Genomic DNA, 19,274 nt, shown 5'->3' with positions numbered 1-19,274 from the left:
GGTTATCCCGTAACGGCCGGCCGGGGGCTTGAGTACGCTCATGGGCTGACCCCGTCGAAACTCCCTTAGCCGAGGAAGCGTGCCGTGACCGAGCAGAACGCCGTGCCAGTGGACCCCGCCGACGACCTTCCCGAGCAGATGAAGGTCCGCCGGGAGAAGCGGGACCGGATGCTCGCCGAGGGCGTCGAGCCGTACCCCGTCGGTTTTCCCCGGACCAGCACCCTGGCCGAGGTGCGCGAGCGGTACGCCGAGCTGCCCACCGACACCGCGACCGGCGACCGGATCTCGGTCACCGGTCGGGTGATCTTCGTCAGGAACACCGGCAAGCTCTGCTTCGCCACCCTGCGCGACGGCGACGGCACCGAGTTGCAGGCGATGCTCTCCCTGGACCGGGTCGGCGCGGAGCGGCTGGACGCCTGGAAGCGCCTGGTCGACCTGGGTGACCACGTGGGTGTCGCCGGCGAGGTGATCACCAGCCGGCGGGGTGAGCTGTCGGTGCTGGCCGACGAGTGGGCGGTGACCGCCAAGGCGCTGCGTCCGTTGCCGGTGGCGCACAAGCCGCTGAGCGAGGAGGCCCGGGTCCGGCAGCGGTACGTGGACCTGGTCGTCCGCCCGCAGGCCCGGCAGATGGTCCGGACCCGGGCCGCGGCGGTGCGCAGCCTGCGTGACTCGTTGCACGGTCAGGGATTCATCGAGGTCGAGACGCCGATGCTCCAGTTGCTGCACGGTGGCGCGGCGGCCCGCCCATTCGTGACCCACAGCAATGCACTCGGTACTGATCTGTATCTGCGAATCGCGCCGGAACTATTTCTCAAGCGCGCCGTGGTCGGCGGGGTCGACCGGGTGTTCGAGATCAACCGCAACTTCCGCAATGAGGGAGTCGACTCGTCGCACTCGCCGGAGTTCGCGATGCTGGAGACCTACCAGGCGTACGGCGACTACGACACGATGGCCGACCTGACCCGTAATCTCGTGCAGCAGGCGGCGGTGGCGGTCAGCGGCTCGACGACGGTGACCCACGCCGACGGTCAGGAGTTCGACCTGGGCGGCGAGTGGCGCTCGGTGACCCTCTTCGGGGCGATTTCCGAGGCGCTCGGCGAGGAGGTCACGGTCCGCACCGACCGGACCCGCCTGGTGGAGTACGCCGACAAGGTGGGGCTCGCCGTCGACCCGAAGTGGGGTCCGGGCAAGTTGGCCGAGGAACTGTTCGAGGAACTGGTGGTGCCGAGCCTCCGGTCGCCGACCTTCGTGCGGGACTACCCGGAGGAGACCAGCCCGCTGACCCGGGCGCACCGCAGCGAGCCGGGCCTGGCCGAGAAGTGGGACCTCTACGTGCTCGGTTTCGAGCTGGGCACCGCGTACACCGAGCTGGTGGACCCGGTGGTGCAGCGGGAGCGGCTGGTCGCGCAGGCGCAGCTGGCCGCCCGGGGCGACGACGAGGCGATGCGGCTGGACGAGGACTTTCTCCGGGCGATGGAGTATGGAATGCCGCCGGCCGGGGGTATGGGAATGGGAATCGACCGGCTGCTGATGGCGCTGACCGGGCTGGGAATTCGGGAAACCATCCTCTTCCCGTTGGTCCGGGCCGAGTAGCCGCCGACGTGACCTTTGCCGGGTCGTTACGGCATCCTATTGACGCGGCAAGCATCGGGCGGGTTATCGTGCTCCTATTGCAGGAGCACCCTGCTCGAAAGGAATGTGGGACGTGGCCAAGCAGATCATTCACAAGCTGGTCGATGACCTGGACGGCGGGGACGCGGACGAGACCGTCAAGTTCGCCCTCGACGGCGTTCAGTACGAGATCGACCTGTCGAACTCCAACGCCGACAAATTGCGGGACGTTTTCGCGCCGTACGTGGCCGCCGGCACCCGGGTCGGCCGGGGCGGCGTGGTCGTGGGCGGCCGGGCCGCCCGGGGCCGGGGCGGCGCGACCGCCGACCGCGAGCAGAACAAGGCGATCCGGTCCTGGGCCAAGAAGAACGGCAAGGACATCTCCGACCGGGGTCGCATCCCGCAGGAGATCGTCGACGAGTACCACGCGACCCGCTGAGTCGTCAGTGGCGAATCGACGCCGGGCCGGAGCACCCCTCCGGGCCGGCGTCGCCGTCTCGGGCCGCCGGCCGGCGTCGCCGTTCCGGGTGTCCGGCGGGAAGCCCGTTCCCGGTGGGTCGGTCGGCGTCGCCCGCTGCGGGCCGCCGGCCGGCGTCGCAGGGGTGCGGGGGAGGGAAGTTCTCCGGGTTCGGAAGCGTTGTCCACAGGCGGTGGAGACTTCGTCCACAGCCTGTGGATGACCCACGAGGCCCCCGGAGGGCGTTGTGCACCCCGGGTGAATTTCGCTCTGCGCGTACAGGCTGGGGTGCCGGAACACCTCCTGAGCGCGGATGGTTGGTCAAAACGACGTCGGAACGGCTCGGTACGAGGAGACACGACCTCAGCGGAGTCGGTCAGCGGCGATAGAGTAAGGAGGTGCGGACGCCCGTCCCGGACGTCCGCGCACCGGCCCCGCCAAGATCTCGCAGTCGAGGCGCACGGCACGTGAGGAGCACGAGGGCATGTTCGAGCGGTTCACCGACCGAGCGCGACGGGTTGTCGTCCTGGCCCAAGAAGAGGCCCGGATGCTCAACCACAACTACATCGGTACGGAGCACATCCTGCTGGGCCTGATCCACGAGGGTGAGGGCGTCGCCGCCAAGGCCCTGGAGAGCCTCGGCATCTCCCTGGAGGGCGTCCGTCAGCAGGTCGAGGAGATCATCGGCCAGGGTCAGCAGGCGCCGAGCGGGCACATCCCGTTCACGCCGCGGGCCAAGAAGGTGCTGGAGCTGTCCCTGCGCGAGGCGCTACAGCTCGGCCACAACTACATCGGCACGGAGCACATCCTGCTCGGGCTGATCCGTGAGGGCGAGGGCGTCGCCGCCCAGGTGCTGGTGAAGCTCGGCGCCGACCTCAACCGGGTCCGCCAGCAGGTGATCCAGCTCCTCTCCGGCTACCAGGGCAAGGAGCCGGCCGCCGCCGGCACCGCGCCGGGTGAGGCCGCCCCGTCGACCAGCCTGGTGCTGGACCAGTTCGGTCGTAACCTGACTCAGGCTGCCCGCGAGGGCAAGCTCGACCCGGTGATCGGGCGCGAGAAGGAGATCGAGCGGGTCATGCAGGTGCTGTCCCGCCGCACCAAGAACAACCCGGTCCTGATCGGTGAGCCCGGCGTCGGTAAGACCGCCGTGGTGGAGGGCCTGTCCCAGAAGATCATCAAGGGCGAGGTGCCCGAGACGCTCAAGGACAAGCAGCTCTACACCCTCGACCTCGGTGCGCTGGTCGCCGGCTCCCGCTACCGCGGTGACTTCGAGGAGCGCCTGAAGAAGGTGCTCAAGGAGATCCGCACCCGGGGCGACATCATCCTGTTCATCGACGAGATCCACACCCTGGTCGGTGCGGGTGCCGCCGAGGGCGCGATCGACGCGGCGAGCATCCTCAAGCCGATGCTGGCCCGCGGCGAGTTGCAGACCATCGGCGCGACCACCCTCGACGAGTACCGCAAGCACCTGGAGAAGGACGCCGCGCTGGAGCGTCGTTTCCAGCCGATCCAGGTGGGTGAGCCGTCGCTGGCCCACACCATCGAGATCCTCAAGGGCCTGCGGGACCGCTACGAGGCGCACCACCGGGTCAGCATCACCGACGCAGCCCTCGTGGCAGCCGCAACTCTGGCCGATAGGTACATCTCCGACCGGTTCCTGCCGGACAAGGCGATCGACCTGATCGACGAGGCCGGGGCCCGGATGCGGATCCGTCGGATGACCGCGCCGCCAGACCTGCGTGACTTCGACGAGCGGATCGCCCAGGTGCGCCGCGACAAGGAGTCCGCGATCGACGCGCAGGACTTCGAGCGGGCCGCCCAGCTGCGCGACAAGGAGAAGCAGCTCCTCGGTCAGAAGGCGCAGCGGGAGAAGGAGTGGAAGGCCGGTGACCTGGACGTCGTCAGCGAGGTCGACGACGAGCAGATCGCCGAGGTCCTGGGCAACTGGACCGGCATTCCGGTCTACAAGCTGACCGAGGAGGAGACCTCCCGGCTGCTGCGGATGGAAGACGAGCTGCACAAGCGCGTCATCGGCCAGGAGGACGCGGTCAAGGCGGTGTCGAAGGCGATCCGGCGTACCCGGGCCGGCCTGAAGGACCCGAAGCGACCGTCCGGCTCGTTCATCTTCGCCGGCCCGTCCGGTGTCGGTAAGACCGAGCTGTCCAAGGCGCTGGCCGAGTTCCTGTTCGGCAGCGAGGACGCCCTGATCCAGCTGGACATGTCCGAGTTCCACGACCGCTACACGGTGTCCCGCCTGGTCGGTGCCCCTCCCGGCTACGTCGGTTACGACGAGGGTGGGCAGCTGACCGAGAAGGTCCGTCGTCGCCCGTTCTCGGTGGTGCTCTTCGACGAGATCGAGAAGGCCCACCCGGACGTGTTCAACACCCTCCTCCAGATCCTGGAGGACGGCCGGTTGACCGACGGCCAGGGCCGGATCGTGGACTTCAAGAACACGGTCATCATCCTGACCACCAACCTGGGCACCCGGGACGTCGCCAAGGCGGTGTCGTTGGGCTTCCAGCAGTCGGAGGACTCCGAGTCCACCTACGACCGGATGAAGCAGAAGGTCAACGACGAGCTCAAGCAGCACTTCCGGCCCGAGTTCCTCAACCGGATCGACGACACCATCGTCTTCCACCAGCTGCGCCAGAACGAGATCCTCTCGATCGTGGACATCATGATCCAGCGGATCGAGGGCCAGCTCCGCAACAAGGACATGGGTCTGGAGCTGACCGACAACGCCAAGAAGTACCTGTCCAAGAAGGGCTTCGACCCGGTGCTGGGTGCTCGTCCGCTGCGTCGGACGATCCAGCGCGACATCGAGGACAACCTCTCCGAGCGGATTCTGTTCAACGAGCTGATCCCTGGTCAGATCGTGGTGGTGGACTGCGAGGGAGACCCGGACGACATCGAGAAGTCGAAGCTGGTCTTCCACGGCTCGGACCGCCCGGCCGAGGTGCCGGACGCCGTCCCGGCCGACCTGGGTGGCGCTGCCACCACCGGCGAGTAGCACCCGACCGACCGGTAGGACAGAGCACGAGGGCGACGGCCCGGTGGCGCGAGCCACCGGGCCGTCGCCTGTTTGTCCACCGACCCTGGTGAAGATCCAGCCACCGTGCTGACACGGCGTCCGACTGCCGACGGAAGATCCTGCCCAGCGTGCTGACGCCGCGTCCGGCGACCGGCCCGGACCCGCACCACTGCCATCAGCGACGCCACCCCGCGGCGGCACCCGTCGCGCCGTGACCCCCGGATCAGCCGGGGAGGGGCTGGGCGACGGGGCCGTCGCCGATGAGCCGGAAGCTCTCCTCGCCGACCGGCTCGACCAGGCCGTCCTTCACCAGCCCGGCCAGTGCGCGGGCCCGCTGGACGTCGTCGTGCCACACCTGGTCGAGCCGCTGGTGCGGCACCGGGCCGGTGGTGTCCCGGAGCACCCCGAGCAGCAGCCCCCGCACCTGACGGTCGGTGCCGGCATAGCGTTGGGGCCGGCGGGTCGGGCCGGTGGGCGCCGCCTGGCCGGAGGCCCGCCAGGCGCAGACCGACTCGACCGGGCAGGCCGGACAGCGCGGCGAGCGGGCGGTGCAGACGATCGCGCCGAGTTCCATGAAGGCGGCGCTGGCCAGTGCCGCGGCGGCCGGCTCGATCGGCAGCAGCTCCGCGCAGGCGACCAGGTCGGCCGGGGTGGTGGCCGGGCCGGCATCCGGGTCCCCGGCGACGGCCCGGGAGACGACCCGCCGCACGTTCGTGTCGACCACCGGATGCCGCTGACCGTACGCGAACGCGGCGACCGCCCGAGCCGTGTAGGTCCCGATGCCGGGCAGTGCCAGCAATTGGTCCAGTTGGTCGGGCACCCGACCGCCGTGCCGTGCCACGATCGCCACCGCGCACTCGCGTAGCCGTACCGCCCGACGGGGGTAGCCGAGCCGGCCCCACATCCGGATCGCCTCGGCCGGGGTGTCGGCGGCGAGGGCAGCGGGATCAGGCCACCGGGCGAGCCAGGCGTGCCAGGCGGGCAGGACGCGCACCACCGGGGTCTGCTGGAGCATGACCTCGCTGACCAGGATCGGCCAGGCCCCGATGCCGGGCACCCGCCAGGGCAGGTCGCGGGCGTTCTGCTCGTACCACCGGCTGACCAGGGTGGTGAAGGTCGGTTCAGTCATCGCGCCGACGATGATGTCACGCGGTACCTTCCCGATGGTTGGGCGGGCCGGGCGGGGCGTCACCGGGTCGCCGGGCGGATCGGGCAGAATGCCCGGATGAGCGAGCTCGCGATCACCGTCATCGGTCGGGACCGGCCCGGCATCGTGGCCGACGTCGCCGAGGTGCTCGCCCGGCTCGGCGCGAACCTCACCGACTCCACCATGACCCGGCTACGCGGTCACTTCGCCATGACGTTGATCTGTGTCGGCCCGACCGCCGTCGAGGTCGAGGCCGCCCTGACGCCGCTGGCCGCCGACGGTCAACTGCTGGCCACCGTACGCGCGGTCACCCCGGACGGTACGACGACGCCGGCGGGTGAGCCGTACGTGCTGGCGGTGCACGGCGCTGACCGGATGGGCATCGTGGCGGCGATGACCCGGGTGGTCGCCGAGAGCGGCGGCAACGTGACGGATCTGAGCACCCGGTTGGCCGGTTCGCTCTACGTGGTGGTGGCCGAGGTGGACCTGCCGCTGGGCAGCGCCGACGACCTGACCGGTCGGCTCTCCGGGGTCGCCGCCGACCTGGGTGTCGGGTTCTCCCTGCGCCCCGCCGACCCGGATCTGCTGTGAGCGCGAGGAGTGAGCCGGGTTTGCGAGCCCCGCAGTCGCGAACGACAGACGAACCTGTGAGCGCGAGGAGTGAGCCGGGTTTGCGGGCCCCGCAGTCGCGAACCGAGGTAAACCCGTGAGCGAGGAACCGTACGCCGGACTCGGCGGCTGGACCCCGGCGGCGCTGGGCGTGCCGGGGGAGGTGCGCCGGGTGGTCTGCGCCCCCGAGCCGGTGCTGAGCCGGCCGGGGCCGGAGGTCGACCCGACCGCCGAGGAGACCGTCCGGCTCGCGGCCGACCTGGTGGCCACCATGCGGGTCTCGCCCGGCTGTGTCGGTCTGGCGGCGCCACAGGTCGGGGTGGGTGCGCAGGTGTTCGCGGTGGACGTGACCGGTCATCCCAAGGCGGTGACGGTGCATGGCACGTTCGTGCTCTGCAACGCCCGGGTGGTGGAGGCGAGCCGCTGGAAGCCGGGCCGGGAGGGCTGCATGTCGGTGCCGGATCTGACCGGCGACGTGAAGCGGGCCAGTCGGCTGGTGGTCGAGGGGGTGCTGCCCGGCAGCGGTGCGCCGGTCCGGCTGGTCACCGACGGCTTCGAGGCCCGCGCCCTGCAACACGAGATCGACCACTGCGCCGGGCTGCTCTTCCTCGACCGGGTGGCCGGCGCCCACGCGGTGTACCAACGCAAGGTCTACCTGTGACGTGGGTCGGCGTGGATTCCGGGCGACCGTCGCGAGTGGAGGGTCGTTTCCCGTCCGCCGGCCGACGCCCGGCGAGTCGTGGTCGGTCCTGATGCGTCGCGCCGCTACGGTGGGGGCATCATGCGTCTGACGGTCGGTCCCCTGCCCTCCGCCGTGTACTGGCGGCGTCGCGCCGTCGTACTCGGAGCAGGGCTCCTCTTCCTGATTGTCCTGCTCTACTCGTGCACCCGATCGGGGGACACCGGCACCACATCGGGTACCGGGTCCTCGCCGTCGGTTCCTGCGGCGGGTGGGGCCTCCCCGACGGCGGCCTCGCCGACCCCCGGGTCCGCGTCGCCGTCCGGTGCGGCCGATGCGCCGGACTCGTCGGCCGCGCCGACCACCGAGCCGGGCACGAGCAGCACGCCGCCGGCCGATCCGCCCGTCAACCCGGCCCGGGTGGACGACGGCACCTGCACCGACAGCGAGGTCCAGGTGACGCCGGTGGCGCTCCCGGCCGAGGTGCGTCGGGGTGCTCCGGTGGACCTGAGCCTCAAGATCAAGAACAGGTCCCAGCGGACCTGTAACCGGGACGTCGGTGCGGACGTCCAGGAGTTGTTCATCAAGTCCGGGGCGGAGAAGGTCTGGTCGTCGGACACCTGCGGCACGGGCAAGGGCTCCGACGTGCAGTCCTTCACCCCCGGGTTCGAGCGTTCCTACCAGCTCACCTGGAACGGCATGGACGCCAGCCGGTGCAGCCAGGGTGTGGCCTCGGGCCCCAACCCGCCGGCCGGCAACTACCAGGTCTTCGCCCGGGTGGGCACCAAGCTGAGCGAACCCGTCAAGCTGGTCGTCACCGGCTGACCCGGCGTGTTGCCGGTGCCGACCGGCTCACCCGAGCCGGTCGGCCTGGTCCATGACCGCGCCGGTCAGACGTAGCGTTCCAGGATGGATGCCTCGGCCAACCGGGACAGCCCCTCCCGTACGCCCCGGGCCCGCGCGTCGCCGACCCCCTCGACGGCCTGCAGGTCCTCCACGGTGGCGCCGAGCAGCCGCTGGAGGCTGCCGAAGTGCAGCACCAGCCGGTCGACGATGGCCACCGGCAGCCGGGGCACCTTGGCCAGCAGCCGGAACCCGCGCGGGCTGACCGCCGCATCGAGCGCGTCGGAGGCGGCCGGGTAACCGATCGCCTTGGCCACCGCGACCAGGTCGATCAGTTCGGTCGCGCCGAGCAGGTCGAGCTCGACCAGGGCCTCGTCGAGGGTGCGCGACTTGCGGCCGGTGGGCAGGTAGTCCCGAATGACCAGGGTACGGTCGGCGTCGACGCCCGCCATCAGCTCGTCGAGTTGCAGGGCGAGCAGCCGGCCGTCGGTGCCCAACTCGACCACGTACCCGGCGATCTCGTCGGCGATCCGGCGGACCATCTCCAGCCGCTGCACCACCGCGACCGCGTCTCGGACGGTGACCAGGTCCTCGATCTCCAGCGCGGAGAGGGTGCCGGAGACCTCGTCGAGGCGGAGCTTGTAGCGCTCCAGGGTGGCCAGGGCCTGGTTGGCCCGGGAGAGGATCGCCGCCGAGTCGTCCAGGACGTGCCGTTGGCCGTTGACGTAGAGGCTGATGATCCGCATCGACTGGCTGACCGAGATGACCGGGTAGCCGGTCTGTCGGGCCACCCGCTCCGCGGTGCGGTGCCGGGTGCCGGACTCCTCGGTGGGGATGGACGGGTCGGGCATCAGGTGCACACCGGCCTGGACGATCCGGGTGCCGTCGCTGGAGAGCACCACCGCGCCGTCCATCTTGCACAGTTCGCGGACCCGGGTCGCCGAGAACTCGACGTCCATCGGGAAGCCGCCGGTGCAGATCCCGTCGACGACCTTGTCGTAGCCGAGGACGATCAGGGCGCCCGTCCGGCCACGCAGGATGCGTTCGAGCCCGTCGCGCAGGGCGGTCCCGGGTGCCATCAGGGCGAGGTTGGCCCGCAGCGGATCACCGGCGCTGCCGGTGGCCCCGGTGACGCTCACGCTGATCGGACGGGTGGGCGAGCCCACGGCGGCGGCGCGGGTGTGGGGCGTCGCGCCGGCAGGCTTGGCGGCGTCGCGGTCGGTCGGCACGCGCACAGTCTACGGACTGCCCTGCGGTGGGTGCTCTCGTGGTTACTGTGATGTGTCACGGCGTTGGATTTCCTCCATCCGCCTGACCTGGCGGTTGTTGTCCGGTATGGCCCGACCGGTCCCCGGCCGTTCGCCACCGACCCGTCACTCCACGGATGCGCGGGCGACCGCCTGGAGCGCCGACCGCACATCCGTGACCTCGATCACCCGCATCTTGTCCGGGCCGGCACCGGTGCTCTCGGGGCCGCATCCGGTCGGCACGAGGGCCGTCCGGAAGCCGAGCCGGGCCGCCTCGGCGAGCCGGCGGGGGACCGCGCCGACCCGGCGTACCTCGCCGGTCAGCCCGACCTCGCCGATCGCCACCAGGTGCGGCGCGATGGCCAGGTTGAGCCCGCCGGAGGCGACCGCCAACGCGACCGCGAGATCGGCGGCCGGCTCGACCACCCGGATGCCGCCGACGGTGGCCGCGAAGACCTCCCGGTCGTGCAGGGTCAGTCGCTCGGTGCGGCGTTGGAGCACCGCCAGCACCATCGCCAACCGGGCCCCGTCGAGCCCCGACACGGTACGCCGGGGCGAACCGGCCACCGTCGCCCCGATCAGCGCCTGCACCTCGGTCAGCAGCGCGCGTCGCCCCTCCATCGCCACCGTCACGCAGGTGCCCGGGACGGGCTCGGAGTAGCGGGTGAGGAAGAGCCCGGAGGGGTCGGCCAGGCTGCTGATGCCCCCCTCGTGCATTTCGAAGCAGCCGACCTCGTCGGCCGCGCCGAACCGGTTCTTGACGCCCCGGACCATCCGCAGCGAGGAGTGCTTGTCGCCCTCGAAGTGCAACACCACGTCGACCAGGTGCTCCAGCACCCGGGGCCCGGCGACCTGGCCGTCCTTGGTGACGTGGCCGACCAGCACGGTGGCGATGCCGCGTTCCTTGGCGACCGCGACCAGGGCGGCGGTGACGGCCCGCACCTGGGTCACCCCGCCCTGCACCCCTTCACTGCCGGTGGTGGAGATGGTCTGCACCGAGTCGAGGACCAGCAGGCCCGGCTTGACCGCGTCGAGGTGGCCCAGCACGGCGCTCAGGTCGCTCTCGGCGGCCAGCCAGAGCTGCTCGTGCAGGGCGCCCATCCGCTCGGCGCGCAGCCGGACCTGGCTGACCGACTCCTCGCCGCTGACCACCAGCGACGGGCTGCCGGCGGTGGCCGCCCACTGCTGCGCCACGTCGAGCAGCAGGGTGGACTTGCCCACCCCCGGCTCACCGGCGAGCAGGACCACCGCGCCGGGTACCAGACCGCCGCCGAGGACCCGGTCGAGTTCGCTGACCCCGGTGGGTCGGGCCCGCGCCGGCGCGGCGCTGATCGTGGCGATCGGCCGGGCCGGCTCGGCGGGCATCCGGGAGCTGACCACCCGGCCGGAGACGACCGGGCCGGTGACCGTGCACTCGACCACCGAACCCCACTCGCCGCACTCCGGGCAGCGTCCCACCCACTTGGGCGGCTGGTGACCACAGGCGTCGCACTCGTAGGCGGGGCGGGGCTCACGGGCGGCCCGGCCCCGGGACGCGCCGGACGCACCACGGGCGGGAGTCGATCGGGGGGTGGTCACCCCAGGACGCTAACCCCCACCGGTGACGAAAACACCGCCGGCGTGGTCGTCGCCACGCCGGCGGTGTCGGTGGTGCGGGTCTCCGGGTCAGCCGCCGTGGCCGGAGCTGCCCTCCTGGCCGCTCTCCTCGCCACCCTCACGGTGCACGATCGGGGAGGCCGGGGGAGCCGGGCTCAGCGGCACACCGACCGGCACGGGGGTGCTGACGGTACGGCCGCCGCCGAAGTCGAAGGTCAGGTTGACCTGCTGGCCGGTGCGCAGCGCCTCGTTCAGCCCGACGAGCTGGAGGTGCCGGCCGTTCTGCACGTTGAGCTGCACGTAACTGAGAGCCGGGATCTCGATCCGGGCCGGCTGACCGGCCGGCGCGGACGGACTGGCCCCCTCCGACGGCGAAGCGACCTCCGACGGGGAGGCGCCGCCGGACGGGGAAGCCCCCTCCGACGGGGAAGCCCCCTCCGACGGGGAGGCGTCGCCGGACGGGGAAGCTTCGCCGGACGGCGAGACGCCCTCCGCCGGGGAGGCGCTGCCCGACGGCGAGGCGCTGCCCGACGGGTAGGCCGAGCCGGACGGGCTGGCCGAGCCGGCGGCACCGGTGAGCACGATCTGCCGGGCGCTGTCGGTGGTGACGGTGACGGTGACCGGTTCCCGCGTGTCGTTGTAGATCACCGTGTTGAGCGCGGCGTTCGCGCCGGCGGCGAGGCCGCTGTCACCCGGGTAGTCGACGTAGAGGCCGCGCACCTTGTACGCGTTGTCCGGCGTCTGGACGTTCACACCCTGGACCGACGGCTGCTTGTTGGCGGTCTCGGACACCTGGCCCGCCCCGCAGCCCGTGGCCAGCAGGGCGGTCGCCCCCACCAGGCCGGACAGCAGCAGGGTGGCCCGCCGGGAACCCCTGATCGAGCGCGTCACGTCGGTCCTCCTCGTCACGATCCCCACCCGGTGCGTATCCCGGGCACGGGGTGGTCATACCCGCGCAGACCGCGCTCCAGGGTAGTTGGGGCTGATCGAGGGCCGCACACGGACCCGGCGTCGCCACCCGGGCGGGTGCCGGTCAGACCACCCGACCGCTCGCCACCAGCAGCACCACATCGATCAGGGCCACCACCAGCACCGCCCGGAAGGCGGCCACCGAGCGACCGTCGCGGCGGGTGGCGGCGCGGCCCGCGTACCAGCCGATGGCCGGCACCGCGACGGCCGCCGCGACGGCCGACCAGCCGACCCACGACGGCGGCCCGGGTGGCCCGAGGACCAGGGCGACGGTGGCGGCGAACAGCAGCCCGGCGGCGGCCAGCCGGCTCCCGGTCGCGCCGAGCAGGTGCGGCAGCCCGCGCACCCCGGTCCGGGCGTCGTCGGCCAGGTCGGGCAGCACGTTGGCGAAGTGCGCGCCGGCACCCAGGCAGGCCCCCGCGACGACCAGCCAGACCGGTGGCGTGGGTGCCCCCGGCAGGGCGAGGACCACGAAGGCGGGCAGCGTGCCGAAGGAGACGGCGTAGGGCAGCACCGAGACCGGGGTGGACTTCAGCGGCCAGTCGTAGAGCAGCGCCGACACCAGGCCGAGGGTGTACCAGAACGCGGCGACGGGGTTGGTGGTCAGCGCCAGCAGTGGGGTGGCGAGCGCGGCCAGCAGGGCGGCCACCGCCACCGTCCGGCGGCCCACCGCCCCGGCGGCGACCGGCTTGTCGGGACGCCCCACCGTGGCGTCCCGGCCGGCGTCCACCGCGTCGTTGGTCCAGCCGACGGCGAGCTGACTGGCCAGCACGGTGAGCACCACGGCGACCGTCCCGGCCGGACGGTGGCCGACCCCGACGGCGAGCAGCCCGGCCACCGTGGTCACTGCCAGACCGGGCTCCGGATGACTCGCTCTGACCAGCCCTAACACCGTCCTCGACATAAGGGAAGTCTGGTCGTTACCGGCCGGTCGTGCCACGCTCGATGCCATGCGTGACGGTCCGGTGTCCAATGGTGCCCGGGTGCTGCCCCCCAACGATCCCCGCCAGTACGACGACCTGGCCGGCGAGTGGTGGCGACCCGACGGCGCCTTCGCGATGCTGCACTGGCTGGCCCGGGCCCGCGCGGCCCTGGTGCCGCCGACGACCCGACCCGGCGCACTCCTGGTCGACCTGGGCTGCGGCGCCGGACTGATGGCCCCGCACCTGGTCGGCAAGGGCTACCGGCACGTCGGGGTGGACCTCACCCGGTCGGCGCTGGAGCAGGCGGCGGCGCACGGGGTGACCGCGCTCGCCGGTGACGTCACGGCGGTGCCGCTCGCCGACGGTTGCGCCGACGTGGTGGCGGCCGGTGAGGTGCTGGAGCACGTGCCCGACTGGCGGGCCGCGGTCGGCGAGGCGTGCCGCCTGCTGCGCCCCGGTGGGCTGCTGGTGCTGGACACCCTCAACGACACCGTGCTGGCCCGGCTGATCGCGGTCGAGGTGGGTGAACGGCTGCCCGCCGTGCCCCGGGGCATCCACGACCCACGGTTGTTCGTGGACGACCGTGAGTTGGTCGCCGAGTGCGCCCGGCACGGTGTCGCCCTGCGGGTCAGAGGCGTGCGACCGGACCTGTGGGGGACGCTGGGCTGGTTGGCGCGGCGTACCGGTGGCGGTGCCGGTCGCGCGGCACGCCCCGGCGGGCCCATGATCCGACCGACCTGGTCCACGGCGGTGCTCTACCAGGGCCGGGGGGTCCGACACGGGTAGTCGCCCCGGCTCGGGGTACCAGGAAGACCCAGGAAGGGGACCGAATGACTGTGGACGCTCTGGCGGCGGCCCGCCGGTTGGCGCCGAGGTTCGCCGCGCGGGCGGCCGGACACGACCGGGACGGCACGTTCCCGGCCGACGACTTCGCCGACCTGCGGGAGTCGGGGCTGTTCGGGCTGATGGTCCCGGCCGGGCTGGGCGGCGCGGACGCCTCCTTCGCCGGGTACGCGGCGGTCGCCACCGAGCTGGCCCGGGGCAACGGCGCGACCGCGCTGGTGTTCAACATGCACGCCTCGGTCACCGGCGCGCTCGGCGCGGTCACCGAGGAGTTGGCCGAGGCGCTGGGCGTACCGGACGAGGCGTTGGTCGCCCGGGACCGGCTGCTCCGGGCGGCGGCCGAGGGCGCCTGGTACGCGGTGGCGATGAGCGAACGCGGCGCGGGGGCCCGGTTGTCCCGGCTCAGCACGGTCTACGAGCCGGTCGACGGCGGTTGGCGGATCAAGGGGAGCAAGACGTTCTGCTCCGGGGCCGGTCACGCCGACGGCTACCTGGTGGCCGCCCGCAGCGCCGCCGACCCGGCGGTGGTCTCCCAGTTCCTGGTGCCCGCCGGGGAGGGGGTGACCGTGGAGCCGACCTGGGACGCCCTGGGCATGCGGGCCACCTCGTCGCACGACCTGCACCTGGACGTGACGGTGCCGGCGGACCGGCTGCTCGGTGGCGTGGAGGGGCTGGCCCTGGTGGTCGCCCAGCTCATGCCGCACTGGCTGGTGGCCAGCTACGCCGCCGTCTACGTGGGGGTGGCCCGGGCCGCGGTGGACGCCGCGGCCGAGCACCTCAACGCGCGGGACCTCGGCGGCCTGCCGGCGGTCCGGGCCCGGCTCGGTCGGGCGGACGCGGCGGTGGCGGCGGCGCAGCTGGTGGTGGCCGAGGCGGCCCGCCGGGTCGACGACGCCCCCGGCGACGCGGAGACCAACCGGTGGGTGTGGCGGGCCAAGCTGCTCGCCGGCAGCACGGCGGCGGAGGTGGCGGCCTCCATGCTGGAGGCGGCCGGCACCTCGGCGACCCGCCGGGGGCATCCGCTGGAACGGCTCTACCGGGACGCCCGCTGCGGCTCGCTGCACCCGGCGACCTCGGACGTGTGCGCCGACTGGCTCGGGGTGGCGGTGCTCGGGGGTGACCCGGACCGCGACGGAACGGCCCCTCGTTGGTGAGGGTGACGGAGGTCGGGGTGGCCGCCGGACGGGCAGTGCGACGAGAGGTGGGGACAGATGGCCGTGCCGTTGATCGCGGGGCTGGGTACGGCGCAGCCGCCCGGGGCCCGTCAGGACGAACTCTGGGCGGGTTACTTCGCGAAGCACTTCTCGGGTCCCACCCGGGCACTGGCCGAGCGGATCTTCGCCAACTCGGGGGTGTCCCACCGGCAGGCGGCGGTCAACCCGTTGCTGGAGGACGTCTCCGACTGGCCGACCGGCCGGCGGATGCGGCGTTACCAGGTGGAGGCCCTGTCGCTGGGCAAGGAGGCGGTCGGTCGGGCGTTGACCGCCGCCGGGCTCGCGGCGGGTGACCTCGGTCTGTTCGTGGTCTGCTCCTGCACCGGGTACGCCACCCCCGGGCTGGACATCCTGCTCGCCCGGGACCTGGGCATGGCGCCGGACACCCAGCGGATGTTCGTCGGGCACATGGGCTGTTACGCGGCGCTGCCGGGGTTGGGCGCGGCGGGTGACTTCGTGACCGCGCGGGGCCGGCCGGCGCTGCTGCTCTGCGCCGAGCTGACCAGCCTGCACATCCAGCCGGCGTCGGCCCGGATGGACACCCAGCAGATCGTCTCGCACGCCCTCTTCTCCGACGCGGCGGTGGCCACCGTGCTGGTCCCGGGGACGGAGACCACCCCTCAGGGGTACGCGTTGCGCGAGGTCGCCTCGGTCACCGACACCTCGACCGCCGACCACATGACCTGGGACGTCACCGACACCGGTTTCCGGATGGGTCTGTCGCCGAAGGTGCCGCAGGTGCTCTCGGCGCACGTCCGGGGGCTGGTGGACGGCCTGCTGGCCCGGCACGGCACGACGATCGCCGAGGTCGACGGCTGGGCGGTGCACCCGGGGGGACCGCGCATCCTGAACGTGGTGGAGCGGGAGCTGACCCTGCCCGCCGACGCCCTGGCGGCCTCCCGGGCGGTCCTCGACGAGCACGGCAACTGTTCGTCACCCACCGTGCTGCTGATCCTGGACCGGTTGTTCCGGGCGGCGGTGCCGCCCCGGTGGATCGTGTTGCTCGCCTTCGGCCCGGGACTGACCCTCTACGCCGCTCTCCTCGAACGCCGGTCCTGATCCGCGTGGGGCCCGTCGACCCGGCTGCCGACCGGCCGCCGTCCCGGGTCCGGCCCCGGGTCACCCGCACGGTCCCGACTGAGGCATATTACCTGGTCAGGGCCGGTTGGGTCGGCGCTGCGCCGAGCGCCGCCGCCGGCTCCTGGTTACCCTCGCCGGGTGGGGGTCGAGGTGGGCGGCAATGACCGGCTGCGCGGTGCGGTGCTGGCCGGCGCGGCCCTGCTCGCCCTGGTCGCAGGCGGCTGGTGGTGGTCGGCCACCGCCCCGGTGACCGGTCCGGCCGGGGTGGTGGCGGCGGTGTCGCCGAGGCCGTCGACCGGTGCGGAGGCGACCCGACGCGTGGTGGTGCTCGACATCCGGACCGGGCGGGTGCTGGAGTCGACCGAGTTGCCCGGTGCCTCGGGCGACCCGGACGTGGGGCTGCCGACGTTCACCGACACCTGGTGGCGGGAGCGGATGACCCTGGTGGCGGGCCGGCCCCCGGTGCGTCGGGAGTCACCGCCCGACGGCGTACGCCACCTGTTGCAGTACCGCTGCTCCGGGGACGGGACGCTGTCGGTCTCGATCCTGCACGACGATCCACCGCAGCAACGGCGTACGGCCTGCGACGGCGAGTTGGTGGCGTGGGAGCTGACCGGGCCGGACGGGCGTACCCGGTTGGAGTTCTCGGCGGTGGGACCGGGCTCGGTGGAGCTGGAGGCACAGGTCGTCGCGGTGCCCTGAGCGACATCTGCCGAGCAGGATCAGCCGGCGAGCCGGACCAGGTCGCCCCGGTAGTCGGCGGCGGCACCCAGCTCGGGCAGGACCCGGACCACCGTGCCGGCCCGGTCCACCAGCAGCGCCGGGGCGGTGTCGGGCCGGGCGGGCAGGTGCAGCGCGGCGCGTAGTTCACCGGCGGGGTCGGCGAGGGCGCGTACCGGGCCGCCGACCGGCGGGGCGGGGGTCACCTCGCGTCCACCGGCGACGCTGACGACCTGGACGCCGTCGGGTGCCGCGCTGGCGGCGGCGGCCACCTGCGCGGCGCACGCGCAGCCGTCCACCAGAATGATCATCGCGGGGAGCAGGCCGCGCAGCGGCACCGGCGTCTGGTCGACGTCGACCAGGTCCAGCGCGGGCAGCGACCGCCCGACCAGGGGGGCCGGGGTGGCCGACTGCGGCAGGACGGTGGGCCGGTCGGTGCCGCGGAACGACCGCGGCCAGGTGACGGTGACCAGGCCGACGCTGGTGGCGAGCACCGCCACCAGCAGCATCAGCAGGGGCAGCCCGAGCGGTGGCCGGCCGTCCGGGCGGGCGGTCAGCCCCAGCCGGCGTCGCCACCGGGTGGTCGAGGCGCGTCGGCGCAGCTCGCGACGGAGCTGGACGGCCTCGTCGGCCAGCGCGGACGCGTCATCGGGCACGACCACCCGGCCCCACTCCGGTGGCAGATCGGGCAGCCCGTCGGACGGGCCGTATCCCTCTGCGTCAGGCTTGCCCATCGAGCCCCCCGGTAAGCGGTGCGGCGAGCGGTGTGCGGTACCCCTCCAGGGTCCCGCACGGACCCTCCTGCCGCTAGACCTGGGCGGTCAGGACGCCGCCGGGCTACCATGGGAAGAGCGCATAGCCCGAGAAATCCACGCTCCGATCACCCATACCGGGTTGTCATCCGCTGCTCACGGAGCGTGTTTGAACCACTGGTTTGGCTGCCTGTCAAGCCGAAGCAAGACCTCTCACAGGGCCCCTGAGCTGCGCCAACGGTCAGGACGGCAGCGGGACATTGGTGCCTGAGCGTGTTACCCTAGACACAGCGAAAGGGGTTTCGAACCTATGGTTTTCAGCGTCGGCGAGACCGTTGTCTACCCCCACCACGGGGCCGCACTCATCGAGGCAATCGAGACTCGGGTCATCAAGGGTGAGCCCAGGGAATACCTGGTCCTCAGGGTCGCACAGGGTGACCTGACGGTCCGGGTGCCCGCCGAGAACGCCGAGATCGTGGGTGTGCGCGAGGTGGTCGGCGAAGAGGGCCTGGGAAAGGTCTTCGACGTGCTCCGTGCACCGCACACCGAAGAGCCGACCAACTGGTCGCGGCGTTACAAGGCGAATCTGGAGAAGCTGGCCTCCGGCAATCCGCTGAAGGTCGCCGAGGTCGTCCGCGACCTGTGGCGTCGGGAGCGGGAGCGGGGCCTTTCCGCGGGTGAGAAGCGCATGCTCGCCAAGGCCCGTGACATTCTCGTCGGCGAGGTCGCGCTGGCCGAGAAGAGCACCAAGGACGAGGCGGAGACGCTGCTCGACAAGGTCCTCACCGAGGCCTGATCCGACCGCATCGTCGTACCCACCCCGCAGCGAAGAATTCCCGAGGACCGCGACGTGACCGCGCAGCTCAATCCGCGCGGTGACGTCGCGGTCCTCGTTCCTGCTGCCGGTGCCGGGGTACGCCTCGGTCCGGGCGGTCCCAAGGCGCTCCGCCTGCTCGGCGGTGAGCCGCTGCTGGTGCACGCGGTACGCCGGATCGCCGCCGCGCCGTCCGTGCACACCGTCGTGGTCGCCGCGCCGGCCGCCGAGGTCGACGCGGTCCGGCGGCTGCTGGCCCCGGTCGCCCCGGTCCTGGTGGTGGCCGGTGGCGCCGAACGACAGGAGTCGGTGGCGAACGCCCTGGCTGCCGTACCCCCCGGCCCGGGCATCGTGCTGGTGCACGACGCCGCCCGGGCGCTCACCCCGTCCGCGCTGGTCGAGGCGGTGGCGGCGGCGGTCCGGGCCGGCCACCGGGCGGTGATCCCGGTGCTCCCCGTGATCGACACGATCAAGGAGGTGGACGGGGACGGCGTCGTCCTCGGCACCGTCGACCGGTCCGCCCTGCGGGCCGTGCAGACCCCGCAGGGTTTCCGTCGGGAGGTGCTGGCCGCCGCGCACGCCGCCGCCGGTGATCCGCTCACCGACGACGCCGGCCTGGTCGAGCAGCAGGGTGTCCCGGTGTTCTGCGTCCCTGGCTCGGAGTACGCGCTGAAGGTCACCCGCCCGTTCGATCTGACCCTGGCCGAGCACCTGCTGGCCGCCGGGCACTGACGCGTAC

18 protein-coding genes are annotated in these 19,274 nt (G+C 72.6%); 12 read left to right on the top strand and 6 right to left on the bottom strand.

What is annotated here, in order from left to right; all coding sequences use genetic code 11:
• The first annotated feature begins 84 nt into the window (after positions 1-84).
• The 3 genes from lysS (at position 85) to ACQP1S_RS29675 (ending at position 5,078) form a co-directional block, all read left to right on the top strand.
• The gene (gene lysS / locus ACQP1S_RS29685) at positions 85-1,593 is read left to right on the top strand and encodes a lysine--tRNA ligase (protein ID WP_432901163.1); all 1,509 of its coding nucleotides are present in this window, start codon (positions 85-87) and stop codon (positions 1,591-1,593) included.
• 112 nt (positions 1,594-1,705) lie between these two features.
• Entirely contained in the window at positions 1,706-2,050 is a 345-nt protein-coding gene (locus ACQP1S_RS29680) for a histone-like nucleoid-structuring protein Lsr2 (RefSeq protein ID WP_168222573.1), read from the top strand.
• A gap of 502 nt (positions 2,051-2,552) precedes the next feature.
• Positions 2,553-5,078 carry an ATP-dependent Clp protease ATP-binding subunit gene (locus ACQP1S_RS29675; RefSeq protein ID WP_091247618.1) on the top strand — a complete coding sequence of 842 codons (2,526 nt, stop codon included), beginning with the start codon at positions 2,553-2,555 and terminating at the stop codon, positions 5,076-5,078.
• A gap of 244 nt (positions 5,079-5,322) precedes the next feature.
• Here the strand turns inward: ACQP1S_RS29675 and ACQP1S_RS29670 are convergent, their stop codons facing one another.
• Positions 5,323-6,228 (bottom strand): A/G-specific adenine glycosylase, encoded by a 906-nt coding sequence (locus ACQP1S_RS29670; RefSeq protein WP_432901160.1) that lies wholly within the window; start codon positions 6,226-6,228, stop codon positions 5,323-5,325.
• A gap of 96 nt (positions 6,229-6,324) precedes the next feature.
• Between ACQP1S_RS29670 and ACQP1S_RS29665 the strand changes: the two genes are divergently transcribed.
• From ACQP1S_RS29665 to ACQP1S_RS29655, 3 genes are all read left to right on the top strand, one after another.
• Positions 6,325-6,837, top strand: a complete 513-nt coding sequence (locus tag ACQP1S_RS29665; RefSeq protein ID WP_432901158.1) for a glycine cleavage system protein R — start codon at positions 6,325-6,327, stop codon at positions 6,835-6,837.
• A 115-nt stretch (positions 6,838-6,952) separates the two neighbouring features.
• Positions 6,953-7,516 (top strand): peptide deformylase, encoded by a 564-nt coding sequence (locus ACQP1S_RS29660; protein ID WP_091247610.1) that lies wholly within the window; start codon positions 6,953-6,955, stop codon positions 7,514-7,516.
• A gap of 120 nt (positions 7,517-7,636) precedes the next feature.
• Complete coding sequence (locus ACQP1S_RS29655) at positions 7,637-8,359, top strand: hypothetical protein (RefSeq protein WP_432901156.1); 723 nt, start codon at positions 7,637-7,639, stop codon at positions 8,357-8,359.
• A gap of 65 nt (positions 8,360-8,424) precedes the next feature.
• Here ACQP1S_RS29655 and disA read toward each other — a convergent pair whose 3' ends face one another.
• The 4 genes from disA to ACQP1S_RS29635 form a co-directional block, all read right to left on the bottom strand.
• Positions 8,425-9,606, bottom strand: coding sequence for a DNA integrity scanning diadenylate cyclase DisA (gene disA / locus ACQP1S_RS29650; RefSeq protein ID WP_091247948.1), 1,182 nt, complete (start codon positions 9,604-9,606; stop codon positions 8,425-8,427).
• A gap of 144 nt (positions 9,607-9,750) precedes the next feature.
• Positions 9,751-11,202, bottom strand: a complete 1,452-nt coding sequence (gene radA, locus ACQP1S_RS29645; protein WP_432901154.1) for a DNA repair protein RadA — start codon at positions 11,200-11,202, stop codon at positions 9,751-9,753.
• Between the two features lie 87 nt (positions 11,203-11,289).
• On the bottom strand, positions 11,290-12,111 hold the full coding sequence (locus tag ACQP1S_RS29640; protein ID WP_432901152.1) for a hypothetical protein: 822 nt from the start codon (positions 12,109-12,111) through the stop codon (positions 11,290-11,292).
• Between the two features lie 142 nt (positions 12,112-12,253).
• A complete protein-coding gene (locus ACQP1S_RS29635) occupies positions 12,254-13,093 on the bottom strand; it encodes a UbiA family prenyltransferase (RefSeq protein WP_363666209.1) in 840 nt (279 codons plus the stop codon).
• Positions 13,094-13,139: 46 nt separating this feature from the next.
• On the opposite strand from ACQP1S_RS29635, the gene ACQP1S_RS29630 reads away from it, so the two are divergent.
• The 4 genes from ACQP1S_RS29630 (at position 13,140) to ACQP1S_RS29615 (ending at position 16,951) form a co-directional block, all read left to right on the top strand.
• Positions 13,140-13,898 (top strand): methyltransferase domain-containing protein, encoded by a 759-nt coding sequence (locus tag ACQP1S_RS29630; RefSeq protein ID WP_432901150.1) that lies wholly within the window; start codon positions 13,140-13,142, stop codon positions 13,896-13,898.
• 44 nt (positions 13,899-13,942) lie between these two features.
• The gene (locus ACQP1S_RS29625; protein ID WP_432901148.1) at positions 13,943-15,109 is read left to right on the top strand and encodes an acyl-CoA dehydrogenase family protein; all 1,167 of its coding nucleotides are present in this window, start codon (positions 13,943-13,945) and stop codon (positions 15,107-15,109) included.
• A gap of 57 nt (positions 15,110-15,166) precedes the next feature.
• The gene (locus tag ACQP1S_RS29620) at positions 15,167-16,228 is read left to right on the top strand and encodes a type III polyketide synthase (protein ID WP_091247596.1); all 1,062 of its coding nucleotides are present in this window, start codon (positions 15,167-15,169) and stop codon (positions 16,226-16,228) included.
• Between the two features lie 159 nt (positions 16,229-16,387).
• Positions 16,388-16,951, top strand: coding sequence for a hypothetical protein (locus tag ACQP1S_RS29615; RefSeq protein WP_432901146.1), 564 nt, complete (start codon positions 16,388-16,390; stop codon positions 16,949-16,951).
• Positions 16,952-16,971: 20 nt separating this feature from the next.
• On the opposite strand, the gene ACQP1S_RS29610 is transcribed toward ACQP1S_RS29615, so the two are convergent.
• Positions 16,972-17,703: a hypothetical protein gene (locus ACQP1S_RS29610; RefSeq protein WP_432901144.1), complete on the bottom strand. Its 732-nt coding sequence runs from the start codon at positions 17,701-17,703 to the stop codon at positions 16,972-16,974.
• 328 nt (positions 17,704-18,031) lie between these two features.
• On the opposite strand from ACQP1S_RS29610, the gene ACQP1S_RS29605 reads away from it, so the two are divergent.
• On the top strand, positions 18,032-18,517 hold the full coding sequence (locus ACQP1S_RS29605) for a CarD family transcriptional regulator (RefSeq protein WP_013288937.1): 486 nt from the start codon (positions 18,032-18,034) through the stop codon (positions 18,515-18,517).
• A gap of 54 nt (positions 18,518-18,571) precedes the next feature.
• Positions 18,572-19,267 carry a 2-C-methyl-D-erythritol 4-phosphate cytidylyltransferase gene (gene ispD, locus ACQP1S_RS29600; RefSeq protein ID WP_357895582.1) on the top strand — a complete coding sequence of 232 codons (696 nt, stop codon included), beginning with the start codon at positions 18,572-18,574 and terminating at the stop codon, positions 19,265-19,267.
• Positions 19,268-19,274 lie beyond the last annotated feature (7 nt).

Origin of the sequence: Micromonospora matsumotoense (assembly GCF_050951065.1) — a bacterium.
In the GTDB taxonomy this organism is placed as follows: Bacteria; Actinomycetota; Actinomycetes; order Mycobacteriales; family Micromonosporaceae; genus Micromonospora; species Micromonospora matsumotoensis.
Note: the sequence above shows the minus strand (reverse complement) of the source record. Positions and strands in the feature narration are given on the sequence as shown.